Source organism: Staphylococcus sp. EG-SA-17, assembly GCF_017151845.1.
Classification (GTDB): Bacteria; Bacillota; Bacilli; order Staphylococcales; family Staphylococcaceae; genus Staphylococcus; species Staphylococcus aureus.
Window position 1 is genome coordinate 1 of the sequence record NZ_JACVZO010000031.1, and the last position, 16,334, is coordinate 16,334.

The 16,334-nt window shown below is 32.4% G+C and carries 15 protein-coding genes and 1 pseudogene; 7 read left to right on the forward strand and 9 right to left on the reverse strand.

From position 1 onward, the window contains the following. The coding region (sasA, locus tag IDG65_RS11835; RefSeq protein WP_206174113.1) for a serine-rich repeat glycoprotein adhesin SasA at window positions 1–4,068 on the reverse strand (4,068 nt) is incomplete at its 3' end. Window positions 4,069–4,613: 545 nt separating this feature from the next. After that, window positions 4,614–5,306, reverse strand: coding sequence for a flavin reductase family protein (locus IDG65_RS11840; RefSeq protein ID WP_001109871.1), 693 nt, complete (start codon window positions 5,304–5,306; stop codon window positions 4,614–4,616). 358 nt (window positions 5,307–5,664) lie between these two features. On the opposite strand from IDG65_RS11840, the pseudogene IDG65_RS11845 reads away from it, so the two are divergent. The 3 genes and pseudogenes from IDG65_RS11845 to IDG65_RS11855 form a co-directional block, all read left to right on the forward strand. After that, window positions 5,665–6,273: pseudogene (locus IDG65_RS11845) on the forward strand (hypothetical protein); the annotation flags it as partial. Continuing rightward, window positions 6,260–6,562 (forward strand): hypothetical protein, encoded by a 303-nt coding sequence (locus IDG65_RS11850; RefSeq protein WP_001260040.1) that lies wholly within the window; start codon window positions 6,260–6,262, stop codon window positions 6,560–6,562. The pseudogene IDG65_RS11845 and the gene IDG65_RS11850, both read left to right, overlap by 14 nt. Before the next feature lie 150 nt (window positions 6,563–6,712). After that, window positions 6,713–7,072 carry a hypothetical protein gene (locus IDG65_RS11855; RefSeq protein ID WP_000603491.1) on the forward strand — a complete coding sequence of 120 codons (360 nt, stop codon included), beginning with the start codon at window positions 6,713–6,715 and terminating at the stop codon, window positions 7,070–7,072. 84 nt (window positions 7,073–7,156) lie between these two features. On the opposite strand, the gene IDG65_RS11860 is transcribed toward IDG65_RS11855, so the two are convergent. The 7 genes from IDG65_RS11860 to icaR all read right to left on the reverse strand — a co-directional run bounded on the left by IDG65_RS11860 (window position 7,157) and on the right by icaR (window position 12,606). After that, complete coding sequence (locus tag IDG65_RS11860) at window positions 7,157–7,768, reverse strand: flavin reductase family protein (protein ID WP_000287921.1); 612 nt, start codon at window positions 7,766–7,768, stop codon at window positions 7,157–7,159. A 78-nt stretch (window positions 7,769–7,846) separates the two neighbouring features. Next, window positions 7,847–8,323, reverse strand: coding sequence for a peptide-methionine (S)-S-oxide reductase (locus IDG65_RS11865; protein WP_000301944.1), 477 nt, complete (start codon window positions 8,321–8,323; stop codon window positions 7,847–7,849). Window positions 8,324–8,325: 2 nt separating this feature from the next. Beyond that, the gene (locus tag IDG65_RS11870; RefSeq protein ID WP_000244283.1) at window positions 8,326–8,826 is read right to left on the reverse strand and encodes a GNAT family N-acetyltransferase; all 501 of its coding nucleotides are present in this window, start codon (window positions 8,824–8,826) and stop codon (window positions 8,326–8,328) included. 234 nt (window positions 8,827–9,060) lie between these two features. Continuing rightward, complete coding sequence (locus IDG65_RS11875; protein ID WP_000565312.1) at window positions 9,061–9,828, reverse strand: tyrosine-protein phosphatase; 768 nt, start codon at window positions 9,826–9,828, stop codon at window positions 9,061–9,063. Further along, window positions 9,825–10,517, reverse strand: a complete 693-nt coding sequence (locus IDG65_RS11880) for a polysaccharide biosynthesis tyrosine autokinase (protein ID WP_000185861.1) — start codon at window positions 10,515–10,517, stop codon at window positions 9,825–9,827. Before IDG65_RS11880 ends, IDG65_RS11875 begins: the two co-directional genes overlap by 4 nt. Window positions 10,518–10,533: 16 nt before the next feature. After that, entirely contained in the window at window positions 10,534–11,196 is a 663-nt protein-coding gene (locus IDG65_RS11885) for a Wzz/FepE/Etk N-terminal domain-containing protein (protein ID WP_000659675.1), read from the reverse strand. An 849-nt stretch (window positions 11,197–12,045) separates the two neighbouring features. Continuing rightward, window positions 12,046–12,606 (reverse strand): ica operon transcriptional regulator IcaR, encoded by a 561-nt coding sequence (gene icaR / locus IDG65_RS11890; RefSeq protein WP_061385131.1) that lies wholly within the window; start codon window positions 12,604–12,606, stop codon window positions 12,046–12,048. Between the two features lie 164 nt (window positions 12,607–12,770). Between icaR and icaA the strand changes: the two genes are divergently transcribed. From icaA to icaC, 4 genes are read left to right on the forward strand one after another with little or no spacing between them, the layout of a single operon-like run. Then, complete coding sequence (gene icaA, locus IDG65_RS11895) at window positions 12,771–14,009, forward strand: poly-beta-1,6 N-acetyl-D-glucosamine synthase IcaA (RefSeq protein ID WP_001159430.1); 1,239 nt, start codon at window positions 12,771–12,773, stop codon at window positions 14,007–14,009. After that, window positions 13,973–14,278, forward strand: a complete 306-nt coding sequence (gene icaD / locus IDG65_RS11900) for an intracellular adhesion protein IcaD (RefSeq protein ID WP_000240580.1) — start codon at window positions 13,973–13,975, stop codon at window positions 14,276–14,278. Before icaA ends, icaD begins: the two co-directional genes overlap by 37 nt. Further along, a complete protein-coding gene (gene icaB / locus IDG65_RS11905; protein WP_000877372.1) occupies window positions 14,275–15,147 on the forward strand; it encodes an intercellular adhesin biosynthesis polysaccharide N-deacetylase in 873 nt (290 codons plus the stop codon). Before icaD ends, icaB begins: the two co-directional genes overlap by 4 nt. After that, on the forward strand, window positions 15,134–16,186 hold the full coding sequence (icaC, locus tag IDG65_RS11910) for a polysaccharide intercellular adhesin biosynthesis/export protein IcaC (protein ID WP_000723840.1): 1,053 nt from the start codon (window positions 15,134–15,136) through the stop codon (window positions 16,184–16,186). Before icaB ends, icaC begins: the two co-directional genes overlap by 14 nt. Window positions 16,187–16,334 lie beyond the last annotated feature (148 nt).

Below are 16,334 nucleotides of genomic sequence, written 5' to 3' on the forward strand. Positions count from 1 at the left end.
AGATTTACTTTCACTTGATGATGTTGAGCCGGATTCACTCTCACTCGTTGAACCGCTTAATGATGTCGATGCACTTAATGACTCTGATTTTCTTGTACTGATTGAATCACTTGTCGACATTGATGCACTTAGTGAATTGGACTTGCTACCACTTGCTGAATCACTTAATGATGTCGATGCGCTTGTTGAATTTGACACACTTGTACTCGTTGATGTGCTCAATGATGTTGAGACACTCTCGCTCTTAAACGTTGACGTTGATGCACTATTACTTGTTGATGTTGAAATGGACGTACTACCACTTGTTGAATTACTTAATGATGTTGATGTGCTACCAGATTCAGAATTACTATCCGATAAAGACATACTATCGCTTGTTGAGCCACTTAATGACTCTGATGTTGATTCGGATGTGCTTTCACTCAATGATTCACTTAAAAAAGCAGATGCACTTTGTGATTCTGAATCACTGGTACTCGTTGATTCACTTAATGATATAGACGTACTCTCTGAACCAGATATCGCTTCACTGATAGAATCGCTCGTCGACGTTGAGTCGCTCGTTGAACCAGACTCTGATGTGCTTAAACTTGTCGAAGCACTCAATGATGTTGATGTGCGTTCTGAACTACTAGTACTTAGCGATGTCGAAGTACTCACCGAACCAGATGTACTTGTTGAGACACTTTGTGATACTGATTCACTTGAGGCCGTTGATGCTGATTTGCTATCACTTGTTGAATCACTAAACGACGTTGATATGCTCGTTGAATCGGATTGACTTGCACTCATTGAACCAGACATACTTTGTGATTCCGACATACGTACTGAAGCACTTGTCGACGTTGATGTACTTGTTGAACCTGATTGACTAGTACTTAATGATAATGACTTACTGTCAGAATCCGATGTACTTATCGAATCACTTAATGATTCTGATGTACTAACTGACTGAGAAGTGCTCATCGAACTACTTACAGACATTGATTTACTGTCTGATGCAGCTAATGATCCACTTGTACTCATAGAATCGCTTATCATTTCAGACGTGCTCATTGAGTCTGATGTGCTTGTTGAGACACTTTGTGACCCTGCTACACTTAATGATCCAGATACCGAATCACTTGTGCTCGTTGAATCGCTTAATGATTCTGATGTACTCATCGATTTAGAATCGCTTGTACTTAATGATATTGATGTACTTTGTGATTCCGATTTGCTTGTTGATGCACTCACTGAATTCGAAATGCTATTAGAAATACTTATAGATTCTGATGTACTAACTGACTCACTCAATGATTCTGACGTACTAATTGAATTTGATGTACTATCACTTACCGATTGTGAAGTACTAGCCGAATCGGATGTACTTGTTGATAAGCTTTGTGACTTAAACAAGCTTCCTGATGTACTCATGCTTACTGAATCACTTAAAGATGTTGATGTACGCAATGAATCAGATGTACTTGTTGATAGACTTTCGGATTTTTCAGTACTGCTAGAGTTCGAAATAGAATCGCTTAATGATGTTGATTTACTAACTGAACCTGACATGCTTGATGATACACTTTGTGAATTCACTAAACTTGTGCTTGTTGAGCTTGATACACTATTACTTTCAGATGTGCTTAATGACTTAGATGCACTCACAGAATCAGATAGGCTTACACTTGTCGATTTCGAGGTACTAGCTGATGTAGATACCACAATCGATCCTGATGTACTCGTTGATGCACTTTGTGAGTCAGCTTTACTTGTTGACACACTTTGTGATTGTTGGGTACTTCCCGATGTTGATACGGAATCACTCATACTATTTCTTGTTACTTCATATTTAAAAGTTGTCGTCGTTTTGTTACCGCTCGCATCTGTAGAAACGATTGTTATAGTACTTGTACCAATGTTTGTTGGTGTACCACTAATGGTATTATTTGTACTATCGAATGTTAGTCCAGACGGCAATCCTGTGACTGTATTTGTTACTGCATTACCACTATTGTCCTGCGTAGCAATTTTAATCGGTGATATTGGAGAAAAAACTTCTGATGATTTATCTCCTATTGGCGTCACTGTTGGTGCTGTCGTATCCACAACATTTATTGTAAAAGTTGTCGTCGATTTGTTATTTGCTTGGTCAGTAGATACTACTGTCACTGTTGATTGACCAATTTTTGTTGGTGTCCCAATGATTGAATTCGTTGCACTATCATAACTTAATCCGCTTGGTAATCCTGTAACTGTATTTGTCACAGTCCCTGTACCATTATCCGTTGTAGTCAACACAATAGGATTCATTGTTTTACCCACTTCAATGGTTTGATTGCCTACAGTTACAGTTGGTGCTTTTACATCAGTAAAGTAATATGTCACTGATTGTCCAGCATTCGTCATTTTTACAGTTTTATTTGTATCATTATAAGTTGATGCATATGAACTATCGACAGATGTGTAATTATATCCTTTAGCAGTCAATGCAGATTGTTGATTATCGATTGTCACGACTTGATCAACATTTCCTGAATATGTTTTTGGTGGAATAATATCTTTACCTGTTGTTACATCAACGTATCTCACTTGTGTAACAGCAGACTCTGTATATTCAAATGTTCCAAATTGTACTTGTTGTAAATTTGTCGCGCCACCTGTTGAGGCTGTCATTGATAATGAAAAGTTGGTCGTACCACTTTTTGCAATCCAATCTGAAATATTACGTGTCCATGTTTGACCTGCATACGTGACAGTCATAACCTTTGTATCACCATTATAAGTAATATCAAAATTTTGGAACGTGTTGTTTGTAGGTTGAACTTTTAACTTTGCAGCATTATCAGCTGTTGAACTTGATGTGTACGTTGTCGCAACGCCAGTACTATCTGTTGTAACAAAGGCACCAAACGCACCTCCACCAGCAACACTAGATGGGTCAGCATTCGCCTTTGCAGCTGAATTTGGTTTAGATGTATTGTGATACGTATCCAATTTGAAGCCAAATGCGTTACTTAGGCCACCAATACCTACTGCGGCACCGTTTAACCCTGTTTCACCTAATACACCTGGCGAAAAGGCAAAGCCGATACCATCTCCACCATTTCCATTACCTTCGTATTTATTACCTAAATTTACTTTTCCAGAAAAATGAAAACTCTTATTAGAGTCAATACGTGTTCCTAATGTAATAGCACCTTTTTGGCTATATGCATCCTGCGTTAACGTTACGACCCCTGTACTTTGGTCATAAGTGGCATTACCTGAAGTTGTCATATATTGTTTTAAGTTATCTTTATTAACTGTAATTGTATTAGCAGTTAATGCGGTTGTCGTCGCAGCTGATGCAAAGGTTGACATAGCTAATCGACTGAAAGTTCGAAGTTTGACAGGTGCTGTGCTGGTTGACGTTGTGCTAGTTTGTTTTAAATGGGTTGAAGCTGGCGCTGTGCTTTGTGAAGTAGTATTTGATGCAGTGCTTTGATTTGTTGATATATTAGTTTGTTGTTCTGTACTTGAAGTTGAAGCTACAGATTTAGTATCAGAACTTGATGTAGTATTCTTTGAGGATGTTGATTCTGATGTAGATGTTAATTTTTCTTGTTGATTACTTGTACTATTAGTTGTCGAAGTGACATTTTCAGACTTTTCACTTGAGACTGTGTCACTATTTGATGTTTGTACCGAACTACTATTTTTCGTTACGCTTGTGGAATCGGCTGTTGATGTTGATGCTTCGATTGTCGTTGAGTTTTGATTACCTACTGTTTCACTTTGTGTATTTAATTCAGATGTTAATGGTGCATCAGAAGCCGCAAAAGCTTGCTGGTCATGCAACATGTTTACCGTGAATGCACCACCAATAACCGCCGTCGTTTTCAGTCCGTATCCAGTCATTTTTTTACTAATGCTTTGATTATCTTGACTCACTATACTATGACTAATAAATGGTAGTCCCATTATTTTGAACATTTCTATTTCTTTAATACCGGATTTTACCCAATTTTTTCCAGATTTATAAAGTCTTACTCTTGTTTTTTCGTTTGCTAAGCTGTCATGAAATTCTTTCTGTCTTTTGCTCATGTAATAACTCTTTGTATTATCTTTACATTCATTAGATTATAATATATGCCACTATTCAATTTAATACAACTCTTTTTTCAAATAAAAAATACTTAATTTGTCAAAATCCAATTTTTCCAAAAGTATATTCTTTGATGAAATCGCTTTCTTTATTGTGTGGGATTTAGTATAATTTTTTAACTATATTCTGAATAATATGCCTTATTATGTTTATATAATTTTGAAATCAATGCTTATCATCTTGGACATCTTTTATTTATTTGGTAAAAACTTCTTTTTATTAAAATGTATTTATCATCCACCTTTTATTCATTAATAGTCAATTTACAACTAAAAGATAAATATTATATTTATAATACATCTTTAATATTAAAGTAATATCAATATATTTTCAATAAACCTAGTGTTATATATATGAATTTCTAAAAAATTATTCTTTAAAATTATAAATATAGCGACATATCGCTTCCCGGTTTTGAAATATAAAAATACATCGAAACTAATTTCAACGTGTAGTTTCGATGTATTGAAAATGATTGAATTCATTATTCCTTGTCATCTGATTGATTATCAAAATTTCTTCCTTCTAAACCTGCAAGCTCTTCTTTAGAAGCTGATGGTGCTTTCATTTCAAATATTTCATTCACAACCGTGTAATCATAATATCCTAACCTCGCAATAGGTTTAATCGACTTAATGTCTAATTTACCATTATCAAGAATGACCTTATCGTCAATATGAACCTGAGCAACTCTTCCTATAACAATATCAACTGTTGATACAAGGTCTCCTGTCGGAATACGAATCGTTTGAACGTACTCACATTCAAAATGTACTGGCGATTCTTTGACTCGATAACCTGGTGCTTCTATACATGCTTCTTTCGTCACACCTGCATATTCAAATTCATCCTCTTCAGGTGGTAGTGCCTTCGACGATAAATTAACTGCTTCTCTTAAATCATACGTTGCCATATTCCACACAAACCACCCTGTCTCTTCAGCATTTTTCACTGTATCTTTACGTTCGTGATCACCAAGAACGGATTGATTTGCTGCGAACATAACCATAGGCGGATCCCAAGTTAAGTTTTGATACTGACTATAAGGTGCTAAATTATCTTTCCCATCTTTCGATACAGTAGAGATCCACCCTATTGGACGTGGTACTGTACTACTTTTAAATGGATCGTGTGGTAAGCCATGACTCCTTACACCTTGCTTCGGCGAATAATTCATTCTATCCTCACCCCTTATTAGTAATTACATTTAAGGTTACGCCCTCTTTACATAAGCGTCTAATATAAATAATCAATTTATTTATAAGTAGAAACTATATATGACGTGGTTTCTTATAATTTGCGTTCTTGATTCGAAAATTTCAGATAAAGATTTATGCAATTAATATTTATGATATCTTTTTGTAAATTTAATTAATTATAGTTACTTCAATCATGATTAGTTTATAATAATATTGAATAACAATATTTTAGTTTTTGTATAATTTGCCTATCAACTGAAAAAACAGCTAATACAAAGGAGCTAATGAAGATATGAGAAAAATTATGCGAACCTTATTATGCACATCAATCATATTCAACTCCAATTACTTTTTGTTGAGTCTGGAAATGGCATAACTATTTCAACATTTACACCTGGTCATATAAATGAAACATCAGCGGCAGTTGCAGCCATGATGTACAAACGTTATGAACATGAAATTGAACAAGCTCGATTAAAATTCAAATCAGAAGTTGAGAAAAATGGTTATTATGCCATGAATAAAAAACTTCAAAAGAAGCAAGAATTCAATGGTGTTACTAAACAATTTTTGAATTTCAACACAGACAGTATCGATGACTTAAAAAAGTTTAAACAAGAATTCAAACCTGTTATGCACTTAAAAGGAGAAGCGTTTAATCAACAATTACAATCTTTGATTAATAAATATCCTCAAATACAAAAAAATATGAAATCAGAGTTCATTGCTTATTATGATAAAGAAAAAAATAGAGAAACAGTAAAAAACTATGCTTGGAACCTTCAAAAATCTATAAATGACGTTATGCAATCATATCCTAGCACAAAATTTGTACAGTTTTATAAAGATGATATTTCCCCGTCAATGGTAGATGGAAATGGCCGTTTAAAATCGGATACTAATGTAATTTCCAACGAGGGAGGAAAGTATGATGAGAACAAATAATCATATAACCGATTTAGATGCTATTGAATTAAGCAGTGCTTGGAATTACAATTCGAAATTGGTGACTGGCAAAAATGCACTACTATCAGATAGCCTTTTAAGAGATATTAAAGTATTAAGTTCTAATGCTAAAGGTGACGCAGACATGTTAGAAACTGAACTTCATGCTGTTATAAACGCAATGTCTCAAAACGAAGGTAAATCTGTTGATGCACTTAAAAATAGTACCGCTTCTCTAAAAAACAATCTAACCAAATTAAAAGAGCAACTCGATAAAACCACACATTAAATTCATATATTTTGAGTGAATAGAATTATATTTCCATAGCAAATATTCCTGAACTACACATGTTACATAAGAGATTCATTTTTGAAGAAACGGGTAAAATGATAAAGTAATTATCTTTCACAAAAATCCAAATATTGGGAGGAATTAAATATGATTTTACGTTACGTGACCAATTTAAAACTTGCGAAAGAGCTATACCAAGCCAGTAAACCTAAATTGCAAGAAGATAAGGGTATGATTGAACTGTTTGAGCATACTTTTGGCTTGCAAAAAGAACTTGTAAAATACGTCGGCATTGCAGAAGCAACTACTGCTGCTTTATACTCAGCTAGCTTTATCAATAAAAACATTTCTCGCATTGCTTCGCTATCAACAATAGGTATTTTAAGTGTAGCTACTTACAAACATTTCGAAGCTGGCCAAGGTAAAAAAGGTGCACAACATGCATTAGATTTATTAGGTCTTGCTACTTTAAGTTTACTAGATACATTTTCTTGTAATAAAAAATAGTCTTCATTTTAGAAGCACATACTTTAGCACCTGTGTACTTTTGATTCAATTCATAAACGGTACACCGCTATAGCATGTGTTTTGTTATTTTTCAGGTCTATCTATTGTAAATAATCCTCCTAATTTAGCATAATCATTTCCGGCTAAACGAGAAACAGCCTGTAATGCGTGTGGATTGATTTTAAAATCACCCTCATAAATACTGTCATCAATATGATAAGTTACAATTTCGCCTATTATTAAGTCAGCCCCATCTAATACATCTCCAAGCAATATCATTTGCGATAGTTTACATTCGAATCTCATTTTCGCGTCTTTAATTCCTGGCGTCTTAATCGTTGTAGATGTTAAAAGTGATAATTTTGTACGACTCAACTCACTGTCTCCATATGCTAACGGCGCTGCAGTCTCATTAATATCTTGAACATTATCTTCGTCTGTAATATGCACAACAAAGTCTCCAGTCCGTTCTATATTCAATGCAGTATCTTTTCTCTTACCTCCTGCACGTTGAACTGCAATAGCAATCATTGGCGGATGGTTATTAACAATATTAAAAAAGCTAAATGGTGCTGCATTTACTGATGCATCTTGATTTAATGTTGTAACAAATGCTATAGGTCGTGGAATAATTGAACCAATTAATAATTTATAGTTTTCTCTAGCAGTTAATGATTGTGCATCAAACGTATACATAATACCTACCTCTTTTCTAAGTATATCTAGGTATTTCTCCGATTTTGGTTAATTTAAACATCTATTCTCCTCTGAAAATCACTTGTATTTATTTAGCAAATCTTTTGAAATATGACACATATGCATATCTTCTGGATATTTTTCTAAATGTTGCTGATGTTCTTCAGCACTTTTAATGTAGTTAGACAGCGGTAAGACTTCCACTGCAATTTGATCTCTGTCTTTACGTCGTTCAATGAACTGACGCGCTTCAATTAAGTGGTCATCTACACAACTATATAAACCCGTTCGATACTTTTCTCCAATATCATTTCCTTGTTGATTCACACTGTAAGGATCAATGATTTCAAATAAATAATTCATAATGTCTGTAATTGTTAACATACGATCATCGAAATGAAGTTTGACACATTCAGCATAACCATCATACGGACCGTCTAATTTAGAGCTTCTTCCATTTGCTCTTCCTGCTTCTGTATGTATAATTCCAGGTATTGTTGCAAAAAATGTTTCAACACCCCATAAACATCCTCCTGCTACATAAACAACTGCCATATTTACACCTCATCATCCTTTTTTATATTTTTAACAAGGTTATACCATTTAATACCGCCATGACATGATTCTGATACACCTTCATTACGATACCCATATTTTTCATAAAAAGAAATTAATGATTCTCGACATGTTAACGTTACACCATGTCGATGTTGATTCTTAGCAAGATTTTCAAAATAGTTTAGTAAGCGACCTGCAATACCCTGACCTTGATAATTTGGTGCTACAACAAGACCTAACACACTAATATAGCCACCTTCACTATTATTTGTGGAGACATTTTTAAATAAATCATCGCTAATGTAACGCTCTTTTATGACTGGACCATTGATGTATCCAATTACTTCATCATTCTTTTCAGCTACAATAAAAGTTTCTTGAATTTGTTCAATTCTCAATTTCAATGCCTCTGGTGTTGCAGCTTCTTCCGGTGAAAAACCAATATTTTCAAGTGCAATAATTTGATCTAAGTCCTGCATGGTTACTTTTCTTAATACCATAAAAACACTTCCTTAGCCCTATATATCAAAAGTAATACCTTCATCTTTATATTCATTATTTTCAAGCTACCTTCACTATAAAAAACGAGTCTTTTTATTAAAAGCCATTCGCCTTAATCAATTAGACAAGTTGTTTTATACGAATTAGCAAATAATCATGATTATAATTCATTTTAAGCATACTCAAAAAGACTGGTACATGTATACCAGTCTAATTCGAAAAAATATATTTAGTTAAAACCATTTCAAAAACGACTTCACTTTTCCTGGCTTAGTCGGTCTGTCTAAATAAACAAAATTATCATTGATTACTGAACTGGCATTTCGAAGTAATGCTTCAATGTCATTCGAATATTTCTTCAATTTATGATTGTGAAATAATTCTTGCATCAAAAATGGTCTTTGGTCACATGAATGTGCATCTGAAGCTACAAAATGAGCCAAATTACATTCTATAAATTGTAATGATAACTTTTGAATGTTTTTTCCAAATCCACCAACTAAAGAACTCGATGTTAATTGACTCAATGCCCCATTTGCAACAAGTTCATATAATATTTCTGGATTTTTGGCGATACTTCTATTTCTTTCAGGATGTGCAATGATTGGTATGTAACCTCTCGATTGTATTTCAAAAAACAATTGTTTTGTATAATGTGGTACTTCGCCCGTTGGAAATTCAATTAATAAATATTTCGAACGATTAATACCTTGAATACTACCATTATCTAAGCCTTGCAGAATCGAATCTGTAATTCTAATTTCTTGCCCGGGAAATAATTTAATATCCAATGCTTGAACTTCTGGATGCGTTCTTAACTCCGCCAATTTCACAAGCACTTGTTGAAATGTATTATCATATCTCGGATGCAAATGATGAGGTGTCGCTACAATACTTGTTACACCTTCATCCTTAGCTTGCTTTAATAGTGCAATACTCTTTTCAATTGTTTTAGGACCATCATCTATATCAACTAATATATGGTTATGAATATCAATCATGATTCATCAGTCCCATAATATGCATAGTAACTAGCACTTTTATCTTTAGGCATTCTATTTAAGACTACACCTAATAATTTAGCACCTGTTGCTTCAATAAGTTCTTTTCCTTTTTTAACTTCATCTTTATTATTATTTTCCGAATTAACTACGTAGACAACATTGCCGGTAAACTTTGAAAATAATTGCGCATCTGTAACTGTGTTCACTGGCGGCGTATCGATAATAACAAAGTTATAATTCATCAATAATGTGTCATACAAATTTGCAAATGCTCTTGATGTGATTAACTCTGATGGGTTTGGCGGAATCGGTCCAGACGTCAGGACGTCTAAATCTTCAATTTCAGTTGAGATAATACTGTCTTGATAAGTTGACCAATTTAGCAATAAACTTGATAGGCCTTCATTGTTTGGTAAATTAAAAATATAGTGCTGCGTAGGTTTACGCATATCCCCATCTACGATTAATGTTTTATAACCTGCTTGTGCATATGCAACTGCTAAATTTGCTGCAATTGTAGACTTACCTGCGCCTGGTGCCTCTGAAGTGATTACAATGCTTTGAACTGCACTGTCAGGATTTGCAAACATAATATTTGATCTTATGCCTCGAAATTTCTCGCTAATAGGTGACTTTGGTTGTTCATGGACAATTAAACTTGATGTACTTCTTCGTGTATTCGTCATGGTAATTCCTCGTAAATTAAAATTTTTGTATTGAACCTAAAATAGGTAATCCTAGTTGCGATTCAACATCTTCTTCCGTCTTAATACGCTTATCTAATAGTTCTTTTAAGAAAATAATCAATATTGCTAAAACAATACCAACAATGATGCTGATCACTAAGTTGACAGAGACTATCGGAGATACTTTTACAGCATTATCATGCGCTGAGGAAAGTATCGTAACATTATCAACACTCATAATTTTAGGCATGTCATGAGCAAAAACTTTAGATATTTTATTAACAATTTTGTCAGATTCAGATTTATTCCCAGTTGTAACTGATACAGTAATAATTTGAGAGTTTGTTTGATTGGTTACTTTTAAAAACGAATTCAACTCAGCTGTTGAATACTGGCCATCAAACTCTCTAGATACTTTATCTAGAATTCTTGGACTTTTGATAATTTCCGTATATGTATTAACAGACTGCAAACTACTTTGAACATTTTGGAAAGCTAAATCACTTGAGGACTTTTTCATGTTCACTAATATTTGAGTAGAAGCAGTATATTTGTCAGGCATAACAAAAAAGGTTAATGCCGCACTTACTACAAGACATATTGCCGGTAAAATAAGCAATAATTTAATATTCTTCTTTAGAATATTTAATAGTTTTACTAAATCAAACTTTTCTTTCATGGTTTCCTCCACATAATCAATCATTGTATTCATTATGTATGTTTTATAAATCGGACAATTGTATCTAGTTTAACGACCACAAAACATACACAACTACATTTTCTCTAATTATTTATATAAATATTTTATCGTTTAAAATTATATCATGATTCTTGGGCATTATGTATAACTTATTTATATTTTTGCTCAAGATATAATATTGTCCAACTTTAAATATCCAAACCTATTAATAATAAATCTAGATACCATCGTACTCTATCATGGCTTTCTTATAATCGAGTAGAAGCATCATCATTACTTAATTATTTGCTCTTTACAACACCGAGCGTGCCCGTACTCGGTAGTTCAATACCTTGCGTAATCCGTCACTGTGAATTGGGTTAATGATAATAAAGCCCACACCTTTTAAAAAGATGTGGGTAATTTATATAATTTTTATTTACATTTTAAACTTATAAAAAATGAGCGCCTATGTCATGATTTACCATCACATAGGCGCTTATCAATAAATTATTAATTATTACTTTCCATTTCATCTAATTTATACGGATTTCCTGTAATTAGATGACAACTTATTCTTTTCAGGGGAACATTACACTTTTATAATATTTTCAAAGACAAACTTAACCATTCACAAATATAAAGAATATTATTATCAAATCATTGAACAAATCGTATTTTGCAACAATTGATATTTATATTAATGTATTGCATTTAATTTATAAAATTCATATACATCTTAATATTCTCAATTTCGAGTTGTATTGTCAACTTTATATAGATTTAAAAAAATAATCTCATGTCTTTTTTTACAAAAGTAAGTTAATTATTACAAACTAGTAACAAAAATTATTTCTTCAAAAATATATTTAGTAGCGAATACACTTCATCTTTGAATTGACTTTTACTTTCTTCCACTGCTCCAAATTTTTGCGAAAAAGATGCTTTCAAATACCAACTTTCAAGAAACAGCAATATTAAATTCTGAAAGTCTTCTTTTGTCATCTTTATCTTTGATTCATCATAGAATTTTGCTATCTCTTTACTTAATGATTGATTTAAATCTTGTATTTGTCCGTAAATATTTCCAGAAAATTCCTCAGGCGTATTAGATAATTGAACGTACATTCTAATATACCTTTCTTCGATGTCGAAAATAAACTCAAATAAGAATTGATATAAAGCATCAATTGAATAGTTCGATTTATTTTGATTCATCATAATAATATTATTAAGGTAATCAAAACAACATTTAACACTTTGTTCGTAAATACTTTTTTTCGAGTCAAAATGGTAATATAAGCTCGCTTTTTTTATATTTACACTTTTAGCTATATCATCAAGTGTTGTACCGCCATACCCCTTCTCTGAAAATAAGGTTATTGCGTTATCAATAATCTTATCCTTCAATTTTTAAAACCCCCCTACTGAAAATTAATCACACTATGTTACAGGAAAATTAAGTTGCAATTACAAATATTTCCGTTTAATTATAACAACAATCTATTGCAAATTAAAATACTATCAATTACCATATGGCTTACAACCTAACTAACGAAAGGTAGGTAAAGAAATTGCAATTTTTTAACTTTTTGCTTTTTTATCCTGTATTTATGTCTATTTACTGGATTGTCGGTTCAATTTATTTCTATTTTACCAGAGAAATTAGATATTCATTGAACAAGAAGCCTGACATAAATGTGGATGAATTAGAAGGCATTACATTTTTACTTGCCTGTTATAACGAAAGTGAAACGATTGAAGATACGTTGTCTAATGTTCTTGCACTCAAATACGAGAAAAAAGAAATTATTATCATTAATGATGGAAGTTCAGATAATACAGCAGAACTCATCTATAAAATCAAAGAAAATAATGACTTTATTTTCGTCGATTTACAAGAAAACAGAGGTAAAGCCAACGCACTCAATCAAGGCATTAAACAGGCTTCATATGATTATGTAATGTGCTTGGATGCAGATACTATCGTTGATCAAGATGCACCATATTATATGATTGAGAATTTCAAACATGATCCAAAACTTGGTGCAGTTACAGGTAATCCTAGAATTCGAAATAAGAGTTCTATTTTAGGTAAAATTCAAACGATAGAATATGCAAGTTTAATTGGCTGTATTAAGCGAAGTCAGACACTTGCTGGCGCAGTCAATACTATTTCGGGTGTCTTCACTCTATTTAAAAAAAGTGCAGTTGTCGACGTTGGCTACTGGGATACTGATATGATTACCGAAGATATTGCAGTTTCTTGGAAATTGCATTTACGTGGATATCGTATTAAGTATGAACCGCTTGCCATGTGTTGGATGTTGGTTCCAGAAACATTGGGAGGTCTTTGGAAGCAACGCGTGAGATGGGCTCAAGGGGGACACGAAGTATTACTACGAGACTTTTTTAGCACAATGAAAACGAAAAGGTTTCCTTTATATATTTTGATGTTTGAGCAAATCATCTCAATTTTATGGGTATATATAGTGCTTCTATATTTAGGCTATTTGTTCATAACAGCAAACTTCTTAGACTATACATTTATGACATATAGTTTTTCAATATTTCTACTATCATCATTTACTATGACTTTTATAAACGTTATTCAATTTACAGTCGCACTCTTTATTGATAGTCGCTACGAGAAAAAGAATATGGCTGGACTCATATTTGTAAGTTGGTATCCGACAGTATACTGGATTATTAACGCAGCAGTAGTTCTTGTCGCATTTCCAAAAGCATTAAAACGTAAGAAAGGTGGTTACGCAACATGGTCAAGCCCAGACAGAGGGAATACCCAACGCTAAAATCATCGCTAAATATTGTAAGAGAAACAGCACTTATCGCTATATCGTGTGTCTTTTGGATATATTGTTTAGTTGTTCTACTCGTTTATATTGGTACTATATTTGAAATTCATGACGAAAGTATCAATACAATACGTGTTGCTTTAAACATTGAAAATACTGAAATTTTAGATATATTTGAAACTATGGGCATTTTCGCGATTATCATTTTTGTATTTTTTACAATTAGCATATTGATTCAAAAATGGCAGAGAGGAAGAGAATCGTGAAGTATAGAAAATTAATAATTTTAGTGTTGAGTATCTTGATCATATTGCCTGTAAGCACACTGGATGGTCATCATATTGCAAATGCAGATGACGATTCACCTAAAAAACTGAAATATAAAGAAAATAGTGCTCTGGCATTAAATTATCACCGTGTAAGAAAAGCGAATTTTCTGAATAATTTTATTTATTTCTTTTCTAGTAGTAAAGAAATTAAAAATTATAGTGTTAGTCAATCACAATTTGAATCTCAAATAAAATGGCTAAAATCACATGATGCTAAATTTTTAACCTTGAAAGAATTTTTATATTACAAGAAAAAAGGTAAGTTTCCAAAACGAAGTGTATGGATTAACTTTGATGATATGGATGAAACTATTTATGAAAATGCTTATCCAATCTTAAAAAAATATAAAATACCGGCAACTGGGTTTATTATCACAGGTCATGTTGGGGAAGAAAACTTTCACAACCTCGATATGATTAGTAAAAAAGAACTAAAAGAAATGTATAAAACTGGGTTATGGGAATTTGAAACACATACCCACGATTTGCATAACTTATCTAAAAATAATAAGTCAAAATTAATGAAATCTTCTGAAGCTACAATCATAAAAGATTTAAACAAAAGTGAAAAATATCTAACTAAAAACTTTAAAAAGTCGCAGAAAACTATAGCCTATCCTTATGGCTTGATGAATGACGATAAATTACCAGTAATCAAAAAAGCTGGGTTAAAATACGGTTTTTCATTAGAGGAAAAAGCAGTCACTCCGAACTCCAATGATTATTACATCCCTAGAATACTAATTAGTGATGATGCTTTTGAGCATTTAATTAAGAGATGGGACGGATTCCATGAAAAAGATTAGACTTGAACTCGTATATTTACGTGCTATTATATGTGCAATTATTATTGTTACACATTTATTAACACAAATTACTTTAAAACATGAGAATATGGAAGGAGGATCTTTAGTACTACAGTTCTATATTCGTAATATTGTCATTTTTGGTACACCATGTTTTATTATTTTGTCGCAGTTATTGACGACTTTAAACTATCAAAAAGTCACCTATAGATACTTAACTACACGCGTAAAATATATACTTATTCCTTACATATTAATGGGATTGTTTTACAGTTATAGTGAATCATTATTAACAGATTCAAGTTTCAATAAACAATTCATTGAAAATGTCCTATTAGGTCAATGGTATGGCTATTTTATCGTTGTTATCATGCAATTCTTTATTTTGAGTTATATCATTTTTAAAATTAACTATAACCTATTCAATAGTAAAATATTATTATTGTTATCTTTTATTTTACAGCAATCATTTTTATATTACTTTACGAACAACACAGCGTTTCACGATACCGTGCTACACTATTATCCATTAAGTGAAAACACTATAATATTCGGATGGATTTTTTATTTCTTCTTAGGTGCATATATGGGTTATAACTACGAACGTGTTTTAAATTTCTTAGAACGTTATTTAGTTATTATGATTGTATTAGCTGTAGCTACTTATTTTGTGTTTATTGCGTTAGCAAATGGAGACTATTGGAATGTTACCAGCTTTTCATATTCATTAACACCATATAATAGTATTATGTTTATTGTTATCTTGGGTATTTGCACGCATTTTAAAACAATGTTATTTAATACGATTCAAATGATTAGTGCTTTCTCATTCTTTATTTATTTATTACATCCAATCATTCTAGACTCATTGTTTGCATATACAAATATATTTGAGGATAATACAATGGTCTTTCTAGCGATATCACTACTATTCATTTTAGGATTATGTATAGGTGTCGGTATGATATTGCGTGAATTCTATATCTTTAGGTTTATTATTGGAAAACAACCATATAAATTGAACATTAATGCTTATTAATCATTAAGCTATGTTAAAAACACGCGGTGGGCGAAATCAGTTTGAATTGACTGACTTCGTTTTACCGCGTGTTTAATATTGTTATACATATATTCTAATTGCACATTTAAACTTCGTAAATGCCAATGGGAGTGGGGCAGAAATGATA